This window comes from Algoriphagus antarcticus (assembly GCF_002150685.1).
In the GTDB taxonomy this organism is placed as follows: Bacteria; Bacteroidota; Bacteroidia; order Cytophagales; family Cyclobacteriaceae; genus Algoriphagus; species Algoriphagus antarcticus.
The window spans coordinates 201,131-217,691 of sequence record NZ_MSSW01000002.1; the positions used below are offsets into that span (position 1 = coordinate 201,131).

Here is a 16,561-nt window from a genome sequence, read left to right on the forward strand (position 1 = left end):
AGAATGTTGGATTTGAATACTTAGGGCAGCCAATATTTACCTAATTACAAATTAAGCTCATAAGATCTTCCACTATCCTGGGATGATTTTCCCTTCATAACCCTATTTTTAGAAAATGTATAAAGCTAAAGACATCAAGAGTTACTGGGATTTATAGGTTGATCTAGGATGAAATAGATATGGGTACAGATGATTTAGTAGATGGGACACATCAGAGCGAATCTTGAAATGTAAAATATGCTGATACTTATCCTAAAAAGATGGGGGAGAATTTAGGTGAGCTAGAATAATAATTTGATTTGGATCAGCTATTCACTTTTCTCAATTCAGGTTAGATAGGAATCAATTTCCCCGAATCAGGTAAAAATGTTATACTTTATTTATGGTCGTTATATTTTCAGTGATCAGAGAATAGTGCGCACAGACTCTTTACAATGCGTTTAAGCGTCGGTTTTTCAGTGAGTCAAAGAATTGTGTTTCAATAATTTTCATTAGGCAATCCGTTTGCAATAGTCCTGACGAACCCAAGTTTTGGGTTTTCCATTTGAAATAAAAAGCTGACTATACCATGAACTCAATAGATGACAATCAGGAAGAGAAAAACAGAGAAAATTTTGTGGGATCAAAGGCGGTTGAAAAAATCCGGGAACTGATCGATAAGTCAGGCTCTTGCTTCTTCGTCACTTCTACAAGCCTAAACAATTCTCATAAATCCCGTCCTATGTCTGTGCAGAAAACTGACGAAGCAGGAAACATCTGGTTTCTAAGTGCGAAGGACAGTATGAAGAATATGGAGCTTGCAGCAGATACAGATGTGACTCTTTATTTTCAAGGATCTTCCTATTCTGATTTCTTGGAGCTTAATGGACATGCAACCATCACTGATGACCGAGCAAAAATCGAAGAACTTTGGGATCCTACAGTGAAAGCATGGTTTACTGAGGGAAAGGATGATCCAAGGATTTCAGTAATTCAATTTATCCCTGACAGCGGATATTATTGGGACAATAAGCATGGTAATGCAGTAGCAGGAATTAAAGTGCTGATCAGTGCTATATCAGGAAAAACAATGGATGATTCCATTGAAGGAACTTTAAAAGTGTAGTTGGGGCACTCTAAAGTTCATTATGTGATCCGGGAAACTGGATCACATTTTTTTTTGGAATTTTTCAAACCGTGACGAGTTTAATTAGGTCACAGTTTTATATTTACTGATTCCCCTCCAAAACTTGAGATATCATTTTGGTGTGCGATGACACCGGCCAATGTGATAGTAATTCATTCTGGAATAAGGATTCAACAGAGTACCGACTAAGACTTAAAATCTGCGCCTGAGCTCATTTGCAAGAGAATATTCAAAATTAGAATTTAGGGCAAGGAAGCAGCGTATCTCTCCTTTGAGGTTTTCCTTGATTGTTATTCGGTATAGTCCATGATAAACTTAATTCATGAGCTCCGCCTGACTGAATCCCTAATTGAGAAACCGTGTAATCAAAGCTATAACCGACATTAAGACCACTTAGTAAATTGAAACCAACCATCATGACAATTGCGTCACGATTGCTTTGCTGCTCCACTCTTTTGTAAGGAAGTCCTCTATACCAAAGCCCGAATACGATTGGCTCTACATAAAAATAGGCTCCTACATCCAGTTGCTCAAAAGGCCCCTGTTTTTTGAAATTAATAGTCGGAGTGAAATAGCGCTCTTTTCGCATATGAGTAAAATCCCCTCTCATCGAACCTTGACCAAGAGAAATTCTATAGCCTGCATGTGCAGAAAACTTAACTGGCAATGGGCTGTCACCATTTATAAAAGACTGGTTCGGTTGATTCACGTGATGCGCTGATCCTCCGATCCAGAAATCCTCAGTGAAAAACAATCCTCCAAAAGAGAGCGAAAGCATATTGACTGGATCGCCCAAACCAGCAATATCCGCACCTGGGAATATAGGACCAAAAGGATCGTTTGGATTGATTTGATTGGCGAAAATCAAATTCTCATAGAAACCAATCTCTCTACGAATATAACTTGCCTGAAACCCCGGACGGAAATAGACATTTTCTCCCAATTTCAACTCATAAGAATACAATGCTGAAATGGTGGTGGAGCGAAGTTTAGATGCTCCTTCCGTATCCTGCATAACCATTACCCCTATCCCAGAGTTGTAATCATCCAGGTAGGTATCGTAATAAGCAGAATATGTCGTGAATTGTGCATCAATGCTAGGCCATTGATTTCTATAATTGAAACCAACTCTTCCAGTCAACTCTGATCCTGCAAAAGCTGGATTTAGGTAAAGGGGTGCCGCATAATATTGGCTATATTGCGGATCCTGTGCGTAGGCATTAGTTCCCAGAAATAGTCCAACAACACAAAGAAAAACAACGTAAACCAGAGACCGTAGCAAGTATTTGTTCGTTAATTTGAATATTCAGTAGGCTTCTTCAACGGTACAAAACGTATGTTGTTTTAGAAGCAGTTCGAAAATTATGAAAAGCAGCCCTAATTCCATAAGGTTATCCTACATTTTTACTATTGCCCTATTATTTACAACTTTTGTATTTAATGCTTTCGTCTATTCGCAGGGATTTAATGACAATGAGTGGATATTTGGCAATTGTGCTTCCGGTGAAAGTAGCTATTTGTCTTTTGGGAAAGGAGGCACACCGAATGTTCAAACTTTACCGTCAAACGTTTTATTAGGTAAAAACAACAGTGCGTTAGTGATAGATCCAATCACTGGACAGCCATTTTTTCAGACTAATGGGGAATTGGTATATGACTTTAGCCAAAATCCTATCCAAGGAGTCGGCTCAGGACTGAATGGAAATATCAATGGCGTCCAGCAAGTAGCTACAGGATTTTTGGAATACGATCCAAATGGCAATAAACTTTTTTACATCTTCTACCTTTCATTGGGCGGAGAGTTACAATATGCAGTGGTAGACATGAATGCTCCAGGACAAGCTTCTGGAAATGAAAGACCGCTGGGTGAAATCACTTCCAAGGACAACCCAATCGGAAATGGATCTGGAGCCTTAATAGTGGTAAAAAGTCCAGCATCACCATCCTATTTGATCAGCTTTGATAATGGAAATTTAATTTCAAGGAGTCTTGATTCTGGAGAAGGAAATTTCAGTAATACAGACACCCAAGCGATTTCTTCCACGCCAAAGAAAATTATCTTCAATGAAGAAACCAATCAATTAATTATTGTCCCTGATTCTGACCTTGAACCTATTTTGGTTTTAGACTTTGATACAAGTGGTGGCACATTTGGTGCTCCAGCGCCTATTGCTCAGTCTTCTGGGTCAGGGGAATATGGAGGAGCAGAATTCTCACCTGATGGGAATTACATCTTCTATTCCGCAGGAGACTCTTTGCTCCGTGTACCTATAGCTGATCTTTCTTCTACACCAGAAGTTATGCCTATAGTTGGCCCAGGTACCTCGCCTGTTGATATTTTTGCTATTTATGATATTAAAGTAGGTCCTGATGGAAGTCTCTATTATTTATATGAAGAAGTAGACGGCGGTCCACAATTAATAGGCAAAGTGACCAATCCAAATGAAGCAGATTTGACTTTGATAGAGATAGAAGAAGATCCATTTGCAGGAACTGATTTTTGCGGAACGGTATTTCCATCTTTTGCCCCAAATGCGGATATAGCTCCTACTGTTGACTTCACTTGGGCTCCAGACATGCCCTGTGCCAATAACCCAGTACAACTTACTTCGCAATTAACCCCAGAAAACTATAGACCGGTAAGCTTTGAATGGGCATTTGATCCACCACTTCTTGATTCGGCAGGCAATGAACTCCCTGCTGATTACTCTCAAGAGCATTTCCTTATTCCTGCAGACGCTGCTCAAGAAACTAGCGTGAACGTGACCCTTACTGTAACTTTCGCAGATATCACAACGCAGGTAGTCAATAACACGATTCCGCTTACTGAAAATAATCTTACGGCTAACTTCTCACCGCAAGACACCACACTCTGTGAAACTTGTATTGACATCGGACCACTGCTAACAGCTCAATCGGGTGAAGAAGATGGTGGAGGCGGCGGAGGTCAAGGAGGCGGCGGAGCTGGCGGTGGACAAGGCGGAGAGGACAACTATGAGTATTTCTGGTCAAATTATCGGGAAGAAGGCTGGGGAACGAGAAAAGATAATGAAGTATGTAAACCAGGGCTTTATTGGGCTTTAGTCCGTGAGCCGGGTTCCTCTTGCTATGCCTATGCAGAGATCCGTGTGAAAATGTGGGATGTAGAAGACCAGACTAATAACATCTGGTATTTTGGAGATGGCGCAGGGCTAGACTTCAATCCAGACCCAGATAACCCTGATGGCCCTACCCCAAGGCCAATATCCTCTCCACATCCACAAAATATTCCGGCTGGAACTACCACTATTTCCAGTCAAGACGGACAAGTGCTTTTCTTCACAGATGGACAATCGGTATGGGATCTCAATGGAGATTTGATGCAAAATGGGGACAATATTGGAGGAGACAATTCCAGTAGCCAAGGAGTGATCGCTGTGCCAGTGCCGGGAGAAGAAACGCTCTTCTATCTTTTCACATCACAGGTATCTGCAAATGGAAACAATGTATCAAAATATTCACTGGTCGATATCAAATCCGAAAATCCGACAGGAGTTGGGAATGTAGTTACCAAAGACAATTTCCTATTTAGCCCTTCTACCGAGCATACCGCAGCCTTAGATGCAGGCGACACGACTTGGGTTATGTATCATGAATTAGGCAACAATACCTTCAGAGCTTATCCCGTTTCCGCAAATGGCATTGGCCAACCAGTCCTCAGCTCAGTTGGAAGCAATCATGGATTCAATTCAGGTGTGGGAGCTATGAAATTCAATTCAGATGGAGACAAATTAGCCGTCACTATCACTGAAGGAGGATGTAATAAAGTTGAGATCTTTGATTTTGACAGCGATACCGGAGAAATGACTGAGTATGCTCGTATTGACTTGGGTTGTGATGGAGAAGTGTATGGGTTAGAATTTTCCGAAGATGGGGAGCGAGTACTTGTTTCTTATAGAAATGGAGGACCAGGAATAGAGGAATATATCATCAAAGCCACTGATACCGATGATCCGGATGCGGCTGTTTGCCCTACTTGCTTTGATGGAGCAGGCACTAGAGCGGAAATTGAAGCATGTATCGTCAGTACCAAAAATCTATTAAGTGATACTGCTGGAAAAGATCTTGGCGCTCTGCAGATTGGTCCAAATGGTCAGATCTATGTTGCCGTGGTCGGAGACAATAGAATTGGGCAGATCAACGTCGGATCTGGCTGTAATTCGGAAAGCACTTTTACTCAGGATGGGGTGGACGCAATGCCGGGAACATCCAATTTGGGACTGCCTTCATTTGTTCAAAATTCAGGTAGTTCTATACCAGAACCTAGTCTCGCTGCACCTGCAAGACTTTGTCTTGATCCTGCACTTGGCGCTGGGGCACTTCTCGAAGGAGGAGGAGAGCCAGATATTGACAGTTATTTCTGGACTATTACCAATAATGATGATGGCACTATCATCAGAAGTGATTACGGCGGACCTGGGGATGAATTCCAGAATTTGGATCAGATTTTTAATAATGTGGGCACTTACACAGTGGAACTTAGAGTGGATAGATGCGGTGACCCTGAGTATTTCCGCGCTAGTACAGAGATCTTGGTGGAAGCACCACCTGAATTGACTTTGGCAGATGACGCTACACTATGTGCCGGCAATCCAGTCACGCTTACGGCGATTGATGGGTACGATCCTGCTGAAGGTTTGTATGATTTCGAATGGACAAATGCTGCAGGTCAAGTCTTTGGTGATGAAAATTCTAACGAAATAACCGTTGATGAAGAAAGCATCTATACGGTAAATGTAACTTACAGACTTCCAGATGGACTGTCTGATGACGAGGCGTTACTTTATGAAACCTGTCCGGCAACTGCAGAAATCTTCGTAGGACCAGCTTTCGAATTTGATCTTGATCAGACAGCCACAGAAGTATGTTACGAGGAAACCTCGGTTACTTTTGCGCCAAATACACCAATAGCAGGAGAATGGTTCTATGAGCTAAATGGAGATCCAGCTAGAGTTGCCCTGGGAGAATTCTTTGAACTGGAACTTTTCATAAACACATTACCAGGCCCAGGGGATTACGAGATAATTTTTGTGACACAAGACCCAATTTTGGAAGGATGTGTCGTAGAGAAAAAATTGAGTTTGTTGGTGAATGAATTACCGCTTTTCACAGCACTTCAAACCACCCCAGCTACGGATTGCAACACGCCTGATGGATCATTTGAAATCACGATGCAAGCAGATGCCCAGACTGTGACAGTATCCGAAACAGGAGATTCATTTAGCAATGTGACTGCTGGAGACATTCTACCCGTTCAAAACATACTTCCAGGAGTGTACACCATAGAAGCAGAAAACAGTACAGGATGTTTTTACATAGGAACAGTGACCGTAGAGAATAGTAATCCTCCAGCTGGATTTGAATACACAGTTATTCCTACAGACGAAGTGTGCGACACTTCAGGAGTTCAAAATGGATTACTGACTATCAACTTTACCAATTCTCCTCAGTCCGGCTCTTATACCGTGACCAGACAGGGTGACGGTCAAACTTTCCAAGGTTCTTTCACTAATACCAACCAGTTTGACATAGCAGTTCCTTATGGTGATTATGCCATTGAGATTGAAGATCCGAGTGGATGTGCCATTCCAGATCCTACTATATATACTATTGCACAGAAATTTGAAGTGCTTTTTTCAGTCCCATCAGATTTAACTGCTTGTGAAAGCTTCACCTTCACCCCTACATCTCCTGATACATTGAGCTACACAGTGACTAACTCCTCAGGAACGGTCATTTTCCCTTCTACAAATGGAGAGTTCACTATCACTCAATCCGACACATACACTGTCAGAGGAGAAGATCCAACTGGAGTAAATTGCCCAAGAGAAGAAACAATTGTCGCAAACATCACTCAACCAATTGATTTCGAAATTTCTCCGCCAATCGTGGACTGTCAGGTTGGAGTTCAATACGAAGCCATTTTGAACAATGCTGATCCCGCTGATGTGATTTTCCTTTGGAAAGATGCTGCGGGGGTAATCGTGGGAAGAAGACAAACTTTTGTCCCAAGCAGCTCTGGAGACTATACTTTGGAAGTTCAGCCTGTAGCCGGGGGATTATGCTCCACCCCTTCGATTCCATTTACCGCAGAAGTCATTTCTCAAGGAGTAGATGTGAGCCTAGACATCGTGGCATTCTGTGTAGAACAGACGAGCACGACCATCACAGTACTGGCAGATATGGAGAATGTGGTAGATTACGAGTGGTATTCAGTAGTGGGTGGAACCCGAACCAGAATCCCAGCATTTAATGGCTTACCTATTATCGAAGTATCCCAAGAAGGCACTTACGAAGTATTGCTCAGAAGTAGCGTAGGATGTGAGCTTGGCCGTGCAAATGGTGTGGTTTCCAAATCGACCATCATTCCTCCAGTAGTTCCTGCTGGATTTACAATCTGCGCTATAGAAGGAGTCACGCAGTCTATTAACCCTGGGAATTATGACAATTATTCTTGGAAGTTAAATGGTGTGGAGGTTTCGCAAGATCCCATATTTACTCCGGCTGAAGGAGGCGTTTACGAACTTACTGTCTCGGATAATTTTGGTTGTGAATACCTTACGAGCATAGATGTGGTGGAGGATTGCTCCTTGAAAATAGTGTTCCCAAATGGAGTGATTTTGAATGATCCCAATATGAACTTCATCCTGTATGCAAATGAATACATCGACGATGTGGAAGTCTATATTTACAATCGATGGGGAGAATTGATCTTCTATTGCGAGCACGAAAACATTGAACCGGGACAACCATTTTGTCCTTGGGATGGGAGATATCGTGGAGAATTTGTTATTAACGGAACATATGCCGTAGTAGTGAAGTTTACCAGTGAAGATCAGAACAAAACCAAAAAATTAACCAAAGCGATTACAGTAATTCAATAGCATGCTTATCCTCATCTCACCAGCAAAAACGCTGGACTATAGCACCCCAACTTACCAAGAGTTCACCCTACCTGATTTCCAAGCTGACACTCGCTCCCTAGTGAGAATTATGAAAAAGAAATCAGCCAAAGAAATAGGCGAGATGATGCATATTTCAGATAATTTGGCTGTGTTGAATGAGGAGCGTTTTAAGACTTTTAAGAAAGATTTCACTAGGGAAAATTCAAAGCAGGCAATCTTGGCCTTCAAAGGCGATGTATATATCAAAATCAATGTGGATGAGTATTCAAAGGAAGATTTTGATTTCGCTCAGGACCATCTTAGAATTCTTTCCGGTTTATATGGTTTGCTAAAACCTTTAGATTTGATCCAACCTTATCGCCTAGAAATGGGGATTGGACTGGATAATAAAAAAGGTAAAAATCTATATGAATTTTGGGACAAGAAAATCACAAAAGCCATTAATGAGGCAGCAAATGGTCAGGCAATAATAAATCTTGCCTCCCAGGAATACTTCAAGGCAGTTAATTTACAGACTTTAAAAAGCCCACTCATCAACATAGACTTCAAAGAATACAAGGATGACAGCTATAAAATCATCGGGTTCTTTGCCAAGCAAGCAAGAGGATTGATGAGTAATTTTGCTATCAAAAATAGAATCACTGATCCCGAAGAATTAAAGACTTTCAATGACGGTGGGTATGAGTATTCTGAGACAATGAGTACTACTAGTGAGTGGGTTTTTGTGAGGTGATTTCCTCTCAAACTACTTTATATTTGACCCTTTCTTTATGGCTAAAGTTTTTTTTGAATTTATAAACTTACCTAAGAGCTATAACTATTGATTTTAAACTAACCAAGTTGCCCAGCTCATTCCAAAGGTATAGCGTTCACTATAGTTTCACTTTTGGCATTTGAGTAATAATACTACTCTGAAGCATTAACTATAAAAGAAGAAGGTGATTAGAGTACGCAGGTGCACTACTGGATTAAGATGATATATGTGCATTTTAGAAAAATTGTGATAAGCACCACCGATCCCATCGTCTTTGATCCTGCTCTATAAAGGTCAGACCGCGTAAATGGAAATATGGTTTTTGATGATAAAATTTATGATGACGGGGCCAGATCAAGTAAATTATTCCTGGAAGAATGCCGCTGATGGCATACTTAGCACTGGTAAGAAAATATTCCTCTCTACTCATTAAAAGACACTTTTGCGCAGGAGGTTAAACCTAAAAACCTTGAAGATTATTTCCCCCAAAGCAATTTGTATTAAACACATCATTTGCAATGCGGATCTATTTAAAATTTGTTTATCCACAATTGCACAAGCAACCAAATTGAATTTTCCACACCTCGACTTCGCTCTCCTTACACAACACTACCCCGGCGGCCGAGCGAAGTCGAGGCCAGTTGGTATAGCAATCATAACTGACAATAAAGCGGATAATCATAATTTAAAAGCTTGAAAAGAACATTTCAAAATCCGAATTTGGCTCTTTACTAAAAAAAGAAAACTTCCAGTTGCAGAAGTTTGAATTGAATTGGAATATTTTTCCATTCAAACGGCTCAACACTAATTCATTGACGACAGGTATTGCTATCTTTGCGAGGAACCAACTTTGATTTAATTGAAACCTCACTATCAATATATTATAAGGATAATTTTGGTTTGGACTATCCTTATTTTGAATCTGCTGTTTACGCTGGGTGGAGAAGTAAAAGGAAAAAGCGAAAACGAAACTACCTATTCAATAATGGCAGCCTTGGGAATCATAGGGGATGCCAATTTATGCATGGTTAATGGTTTTGTAATTGGTACCTATAGCGCAGGAGGAACCTCCGAAGATGTTTACGAGTGGAAAATCACAAATTCACAAGGGCAGGAAATATTAAATAGAAGTGGTGGGGAGCAATATGAAACCATTCAGTTTTTATTCAATGAGATGGGTGATTACACTATCTCTTTAAAAATAAGAAGGGGTACTAACGCTAACTTTTACCAAGAAAATTTAGCTGTTAAAATACAAAGTGGACCTACCCTGATTTTGAAACCAGATTACTTACTTTGTGGAGATGCACCCGTCCTACTATATGCCTTGGACCCTGCATCACCTAGCTTTTCAGATTTCTCTATTATTTGGAAAGACATTAGCGGAAATGTACTTGGGACTGAAAATGAATTACTTACTAATTCTGCGGGCTATTACTTCGTGGAATTGTTCATTACAAATCCTGATAGCACACAGGCATGCACGGTCATTGGGACTACTTTTGTAGGGCCGCCGGTCGATTTTCAAATTAATAAAAGTGCTGAAAAGATCTGTGAAGGAAATAGCATAATATTCGCACCAGACACCCCAATAAGCGGAGAGTGGTTTATTCAAAAAAGTACAGCCGCAACTAGATCCAGCTTGGGAAAGGCATTTGAGATTGAATTAAATTCTAATGAACTAGATGGCCCTGGTTTATATGAGGTTTTTTTTAGCGTTGACTATGCCGACTATCCAAATTGCGCATCAGAAAGAAAAACTTCATTCGAACTTTTGGCTTTTCAACAAGTTGACACACAAGTTTTAGTCTTGCCAGACGACTGTGATTCTGAAAATGGTAGTTTTCAGATAACCAGCAACTCTAATCTAACTTCAATAGAAATTCCTGAACTTGGTATTTCTGAAAGCCCTGTTTTAGCAGGAGAAGTATTTACTTACTCAAATCTAAAAGCAAAGATCTATTCAATCATTGCTACCCAAAACGGGTGTAAAGTCACCAAATTTGTACAACTGCAAGCTAAGAACCCTCCTGTATCACCGATCCCAACACTAACAAATTATCCAGAAACTTGCTCTTCGGATGCCGTGAGTAAAGGAAAAATTGAAGTTGATTTTGGTCAACCGATAGTAAATGGAGAATATCGCTTATTTTCTGTTACAAGGGGAGCTATTACAAATTCAGGTACTTTTCCACCGAGTGGATCATTAGAGCTAGACCTTTCATCAGACAACTACCTTCTTGAGTTAGTGATTGACGGATGTACTTATCCTATCGAATCTTTCAACATTGCCAAACAGCTACAAGTACAATTCAGCATTCCAACTAATTTTCAAATCTGCGAAAGTTTCGATTTTATTCCGGAAACAACCGACGATTTACTTTTTACATTAACTTATCCAGACGGAAGTATACAAGCATTAGGTTCTGGCGATGCGTTTGTACTTAACGCGGGAGGTAATTATTTGCTTAAAGCCGAAGCAAATGATCCATTATCTCCCTTGTGTCCTCAAGTAAAGACTTTCAATGTAACACTATCCAAAACCATCTCCTTCAAGCCTACTAAAGTAGAAGCCGGATGCGTCGCTCCAATTAGATATATTCCAAATATAGAAGGAATTACACCTAACGAAACGACGATTAGATGGCTTAATTCGGCGGGTGAAGTTGTAGGTCGTGGTCTTGAATTTTACCCCATGTCAGTAGGCTTTTATTCCTTGATTGTTCAACCTAGAGCTAGTGGATTTTGTGATATTACCCCTGTCGAATTTGAAGTAGTGGTTCCAGTAACTTCAGTTCCAATGGAACTTGAAGCTACTAAAATTTGCCCTGAACCGGCAAAAGCAATTATTATATTGACTACAGATGAAGAGGAGGTTTTGACTACGGAATGGAATTTTTACGATTTGAATGATCAACGCATAGAGCTTTCTGAATTCAACAATCTTACGGAGGTAGAAGTGAATCAGGCTGGAACTTATGAAGCTGTTGCTTTTAATAAATTTGGTTGTGAGATAGGAAGAAATTTAATTTCGGTGGAGGAAAGTAATTCCGTAACTCCTGATCTGAATAAAAGCTACCCTATATGCTCAAAGAAAAATTCAATTCCACCAATCGATCCAGGAGAATATGAGAAATATGAATGGTTTTTTGAAGAGGAGTTAATATATACCCAGCGAATTTATAGCCCTGATCAGGTTGGAGACTACAAATTAGTAGTTACCACAGTAGATGGTTGTGAATTTGAAGAGACTTTCATAACCGATGATGTCTGTGACTACCAGGTAGTTTATCCGAATGCAATGATCTTAGGTGATCCTGAGAGGAATTTTGGAGTAGTAATGAATGAAGACATTACCGAAGCAGAACTTTATATTTCAAATCGTCAAGGCGAGTTGATCCACCACGCTTCCATTATTGATATTCCATTGGAAGTACCGGTTCTCACCTGGGATGGAAAAGCCCATGGAAAATACGTGCCAACTGGGACATACGTGGTCGTAATTGTACTTCGAAATCCACTATTTGGTGTCGAAGAAAAGGAGATTGTATCTCTGCTCGTATTGGATTAATGCCATAATTCAGAAGAATATTTTTTATTAACGGGAAAGTCGAATGCAATAATTTTCCTACTTTTCAACTTTTACAATCGATCGTTCACAACCCAAAATTCAAAAACCTATCTTATGACCCAAACCATCAACAAAAGTGCACTGTTCAACGCTAGTTGTTTTGCGCTCATTACAACAGCATTTACCTTCTCTATTCGGGCAGGCATACTACCTCAGCTCGCAACAGAATTTGACTTAACGAATGAGCAGCTAGGCTTTATCAACTCCATGTGGTTTCTTGGATTCCCCATCTCAATGATCCTAGGAGGCCTTTTCTATCACAAAGTTGGTCCCGCCAATATTATGCGGATTGCATTTGTGGCGCATACCTTGGGAATCCTAATGACCATTTATGCAGGCGGGTATACGACCTTGCTGATTTCTACTTTATTCATCGGGTTTGGAAATGGCTGTACGGAAGCGGCCTGTAATCCAATGATCGCCGATATGTATAACGGTGTGAAGATGAATAAAATGTTAAACAGATTTCACATGTGGTTTCCAGGTGGAATACTAGTTGGCTCACTTTTATCTAAGTTTATGACTGATGCAGGTGGAATTTTAGCCAATTGGGAGACCCAAATGTGGATTTTGATGGTGCCTACAGTAATCTATGCCGTCCTGTTTTTTGGCAAAGCGTTTCCAAGACCAAAAATTGAAGGTGTCACATCAATCACTGAGAATTTAAAAGCAATGGTCAGCCCAGTCTTCCTTTTCCTTTTTCTATGCATGTCTTTGACCGCTATTTCAGAATTTGGACCTAATCAGTGGGTGAATGTAATATTGGTAAGTAGTGGTGCAGACCCTATGTTAATTTTAGCATTAACCTTTGGAGTGATGGCTGCAGGAAGATTCTTTGCCGGTCCAGTTGTCGCTACTTTAGGCCAGACCGGTGTACTGCTGAGTGGAGCTATTTTAGCAGCTATAGGAATTTATATGTTTAGTGTTGTTACAGGTTCAACTGCTTATCTGGCAGCAATTATATTTGGTCTGGGTGTTTGTTATTTTTGGCCAGTAATGATTGGTGCCACTGCGCAAAGAGCCCCTCTGACCGGCGCATTAGGCATGTCGATTATAGGTGGTGTAGGGATGTTTGCCAACTCGATTTTCAACCCGATAACTGGAATCTGGATCGATAATGCTACAGCACAAAATGAAAGTGCCGGATTGACTGGTGCCGCCTTAGAGCTGGCCACAGGTCAGGACACACTGCAGAAAATGATGTATTTCCCCATCATCCTGATTGTCCTCTTTACGATCTTCTTCTTCTGGCAAAAGAATTCGAAATCTGTTGAGGCAGTACCCACCATGCATTAAGCACAAATCTAAAAAGCAGCCATGAGGCTGCTTTTTTTTACTTTATGACAGGATAAAGATTTGCTAAAATCACGTTCTGCATACGTTCTACTCCTAATTGAGAATAAATTTCTTCAATAGGACTTCACCAACTATTTTTTAGTACTACGGTTAAGGGAGTGCAGAAGCGTATCTAAATCAACCAAAAAGGTCGGAGCTTAAATACCGATCTCCTCTGTCGCAGGTGATGCAAACAATGATGCCTTCCTTCAGGGTTTTGGAGAGTTCTATTGCAGCATGCAAAGCTCCGCCACTGCTCATACCTGCAAGTATACCTTCCTCTCTGGCCATTCTGCGTGTCATCTCAGTAGCCTGCTCCTCGCTCACATCGATGATTTGATCCACCCTACTTGGATCGAATATCTTGGGTAAAAACTCAGGAGACCATCTGCGGATACCCGGGATACTAGATCCATCTGTTGGCTGAGTTCCTACTATTTGAATTTCAGGGTTTCTTTCTTTCAAGTATTTGGAAACGCCCATAATTGTTCCTGTAGTTCCCATCGCAGATACAAAATGTGTAACCTCTCCTCCCGTATCTTCCCATATTTCTGGACCAGTGGTCTTGTAATGGGCGAGATAATTATCCGCATTCCCAAATTGATCAAGCATGAAGTAGCCTTCTTTATTCATCTGGTCAGCCAGCGTTCTGGAATATTCGATAGTCTTCGCTGCGGGTGTTAAAATCACATTTGCACCGTATGCCTCCATTGAGATGACTCGCTCTTTGGTGGAATTGTCAGGCATGATCAAGGTCATATCCAAACCTAGAACTTTAGCAACCATAGCCAAAGCGATTCCAGTATTCCCACTCGTTGCCTCTACCAGTTTATCTCCTGATTTGATTTCGCCACGATCCATGGCACTTCTGAGCATATTATATGCCGCCCTGTCTTTTACACTTCCTCCTGGATTCTGACCCTCCAGTTTACAAAAAATCTTAACCTTTGGATTTACCGGAATGTGATCCAGTTGTATTAAAGGGGTGTTTCCTATGAGGTCAAATAGCTTCATCTTGATCGTTTTTGAAAACATACATGTCCGTCACAGCAGATTCCGCATGATACATTTGTGTTTGATAATAGACTTTACTTCGTGCAGCGACACTTTTGGTGAGCCATACATTTCCGCCGATCACACTGCCTTTACCTATAACTGTACTCCCTCCTAAAATCGTGGCTCCTGAATATATTACCACATCGTCTTCTATTGTCGGGTGTCTTTTACTATCTGCATCGGCTTTATCCACACTTAATGCTCCTAATGTCACTCCTTGATATATCTTCACGTGATTGCCGATAATAGTCGTTTCTCCAATCACCACGCCAGTCCCATGATCTATACAGAAATTCTGACCAATCGTAGCTCCTGGATGAATATCAATACCAGTGCGACTATGAGCATACTCAGTAATCATTCTTGGAATCAATTTTACACCTAGCACATGTAGCGAATGTGCAATTCTATAGGCTGATATAGCATAGAATCCAGGATAGCTTCTCAAGATCTCTGTTCTTGATTTTGCAGCTGGATCACCCGCAAACATCGCGTCTACATCCTGATTGATCCAATCGAATACTTGTTCAAGGTTAAGAAAAAAAGCATGCGCAATTTTAGTTCCTTTACCACTATGAAGTTGTGGGTTTTTTTCCAGAATGGAAGAAAGATCAAGTTCAAATTGAATCAAGGAAGCTTCAATCTGTGCTTTATCCTTTATTCTCTCTACAGTATGTTCTGGGAAAAGTAATCCTAATACATCTTCGAAAAACTGCTGAATTACTTTAGGAGAAGGGCAATCTGAGCAATCTTGATGTGCTTTGTATAGTTTTGAAACAAAAGAATCCATGAAAATGTATTAGAAGTATTTAGAGCACAAAACCCACACGGATCACGTATGGTTCACCATAGGGAGAACGAAGATTGTCGTGCAATACATTATAAAGAAAAGTAAAATTAGCTCCCCCTCTGGAACCAAATGGAGCAAAATAGCCTCCGCCGAGGAATAATGCATTTGACCAAATCCTTTCGAATCGCTCTGATAAACGATTATAATTATCAAAATTGATCGTTTCGTATTCAGCATGAAGAAATATATTAGGGAAGATATTATATCTACTAAACAGCCTGCCTCCATAAGAGGAAGTCTCGCCGCCTATAAATCGTCTATCATTGAAATATTGGTAGGTAATCCCTACTCCAGATGAAAATTTAGGGGTAATCATGACACCAACGAGTGGAGAAAAGTCTAGCAGAGTAACCGTTCCAAATTGCATCCCAAAATTACCTCCATAGTACAATCGGTCTTTGAATGCAACTGAGTCTGAATAAATTTCTCTTTGAGCAAACGAAGAAGTCTGGATCAGAGCAAAAGAAAGAAAAAATAAAAGCAGGTATTTACTTCTTAACAATGACATAGAGGTCTTCAGTATTTTTTTTCATTAAGTACTTTTCACGGGCGAACTTCTCTAAGAGTTCTGGATTACTCATCAATTCCTCTCTTTCAGCTTTTATTTTTTCTCTACGCTCTATATAAAACTCTTTTTGATCTTCAAGTTGTCCAAGCTTACTACTCAATTTCACCTGGTTGACCACATTATTAGAGTCAATAAAAATCATCCATGCTATAAAAAAGACAAGACCCAGAAAATAAAAACTTTTGGTGTATTTAAGGTATTTGCTCATATGATAGGATTGTGATTGCGTATCAAGGTACAAAAATGGTGCAAAAAAAAGACAGCTCGCCAAGGCAAGCTGTCTTTATAATTATAACT

Annotated in this window: 10 protein-coding genes; 5 read left to right on the forward strand and 5 right to left on the reverse strand. The window is 40.4% G+C overall.

Annotated elements, in window-relative coordinates:
- The first annotated feature begins 568 nt into the window (after positions 1 to 568).
- The gene (locus BVH04_RS02015) at positions 569 to 1,105 is read left to right on the forward strand and encodes a pyridoxamine 5'-phosphate oxidase family protein (protein WP_086539659.1); all 537 of its coding nucleotides are present in this window, start codon (positions 569 to 571) and stop codon (positions 1,103 to 1,105) included.
- Between the two features lie 256 nt (positions 1,106 to 1,361).
- Here the strand turns inward: BVH04_RS02015 and BVH04_RS02020 are convergent, their stop codons facing one another.
- The gene (locus BVH04_RS02020; protein WP_086539660.1) at positions 1,362 to 2,408 is read right to left on the reverse strand and encodes a PorP/SprF family type IX secretion system membrane protein; all 1,047 of its coding nucleotides are present in this window, start codon (positions 2,406 to 2,408) and stop codon (positions 1,362 to 1,364) included.
- 82 nt (positions 2,409 to 2,490) lie between these two features.
- Here BVH04_RS02020 and BVH04_RS02025 point away from each other — a divergent pair, with 82 nt between their 5' ends.
- The 4 genes from BVH04_RS02025 to BVH04_RS02045 all read left to right on the forward strand — a co-directional run bounded on the left by BVH04_RS02025 (position 2,491) and on the right by BVH04_RS02045 (position 13,751).
- Positions 2,491 to 8,049: a T9SS type B sorting domain-containing protein gene (locus BVH04_RS02025; protein ID WP_086539661.1), complete on the forward strand. Its 5,559-nt coding sequence runs from the start codon at positions 2,491 to 2,493 to the stop codon at positions 8,047 to 8,049.
- 1 nt (position 8,050) lies between these two features.
- Positions 8,051 to 8,803, forward strand: coding sequence for a peroxide stress protein YaaA (gene yaaA / locus BVH04_RS02030; RefSeq protein WP_086539662.1), 753 nt, complete (start codon positions 8,051 to 8,053; stop codon positions 8,801 to 8,803).
- An 880-nt stretch (positions 8,804 to 9,683) separates the two neighbouring features.
- Positions 9,684 to 12,395, forward strand: a complete 2,712-nt coding sequence (locus BVH04_RS02040) for a hypothetical protein (protein ID WP_086539664.1) — start codon at positions 9,684 to 9,686, stop codon at positions 12,393 to 12,395.
- Positions 12,396 to 12,509: 114 nt separating this feature from the next.
- Entirely contained in the window at positions 12,510 to 13,751 is a 1,242-nt protein-coding gene (locus BVH04_RS02045; RefSeq protein WP_086539665.1) for an MFS transporter, read from the forward strand.
- A 177-nt stretch (positions 13,752 to 13,928) separates the two neighbouring features.
- On the opposite strand, the gene cysM is transcribed toward BVH04_RS02045, so the two are convergent.
- The 4 genes from cysM to BVH04_RS02065 are packed head-to-tail and all read right to left on the reverse strand — an operon-like array spanning position 13,929 to position 16,472.
- On the reverse strand, positions 13,929 to 14,804 hold the full coding sequence (cysM, locus tag BVH04_RS02050) for a cysteine synthase CysM (RefSeq protein ID WP_086539666.1): 876 nt from the start codon (positions 14,802 to 14,804) through the stop codon (positions 13,929 to 13,931).
- Positions 14,791 to 15,636 carry a serine O-acetyltransferase gene (locus tag BVH04_RS02055; protein ID WP_086539667.1) on the reverse strand — a complete coding sequence of 282 codons (846 nt, stop codon included), beginning with the start codon at positions 15,634 to 15,636 and terminating at the stop codon, positions 14,791 to 14,793. The genes cysM and BVH04_RS02055 overlap by 14 nt, the downstream gene beginning before the upstream one ends.
- A 19-nt stretch (positions 15,637 to 15,655) precedes the next feature.
- Positions 15,656 to 16,204, reverse strand: coding sequence for a hypothetical protein (locus tag BVH04_RS02060; RefSeq protein WP_086539668.1), 549 nt, complete (start codon positions 16,202 to 16,204; stop codon positions 15,656 to 15,658).
- Positions 16,185 to 16,472 carry an FtsB family cell division protein gene (locus tag BVH04_RS02065; protein WP_086539669.1) on the reverse strand — a complete coding sequence of 96 codons (288 nt, stop codon included), beginning with the start codon at positions 16,470 to 16,472 and terminating at the stop codon, positions 16,185 to 16,187. The genes BVH04_RS02060 and BVH04_RS02065 overlap by 20 nt, the downstream gene beginning before the upstream one ends.
- Positions 16,473 to 16,561 lie beyond the last annotated feature (89 nt).

Coding starts and splice junctions, on each gene's coding strand:
- BVH04_RS02015 (WP_086539659.1), top strand. CDS start 569: ATGAACTCAATAGATGACAATCAGGAAGAGAAAAACAGAGAAAATTTT.
- BVH04_RS02025 (WP_086539661.1), top strand. CDS start 2,491: ATGAAAAGCAGCCCTAATTCCATAAGGTTATCCTACATTTTTACTATT.
- yaaA (WP_086539662.1), top strand. CDS start 8,051: ATGCTTATCCTCATCTCACCAGCAAAAACGCTGGACTATAGCACCCCA.
- BVH04_RS02045 (WP_086539665.1), top strand. CDS start 12,510: ATGACCCAAACCATCAACAAAAGTGCACTGTTCAACGCTAGTTGTTTT.
- cysM (WP_086539666.1), bottom strand. CDS start 14,804: ATGAAGCTATTTGACCTCATAGGAAACACCCCTTTAATACAACTGGAT.
- BVH04_RS02055 (WP_086539667.1), bottom strand. CDS start 15,636: ATGGATTCTTTTGTTTCAAAACTATACAAAGCACATCAAGATTGCTCA.
- BVH04_RS02060 (WP_086539668.1), bottom strand. CDS start 16,204: ATGTCATTGTTAAGAAGTAAATACCTGCTTTTATTTTTTCTTTCTTTT.
- BVH04_RS02065 (WP_086539669.1), bottom strand. CDS start 16,472: ATGAGCAAATACCTTAAATACACCAAAAGTTTTTATTTTCTGGGTCTT.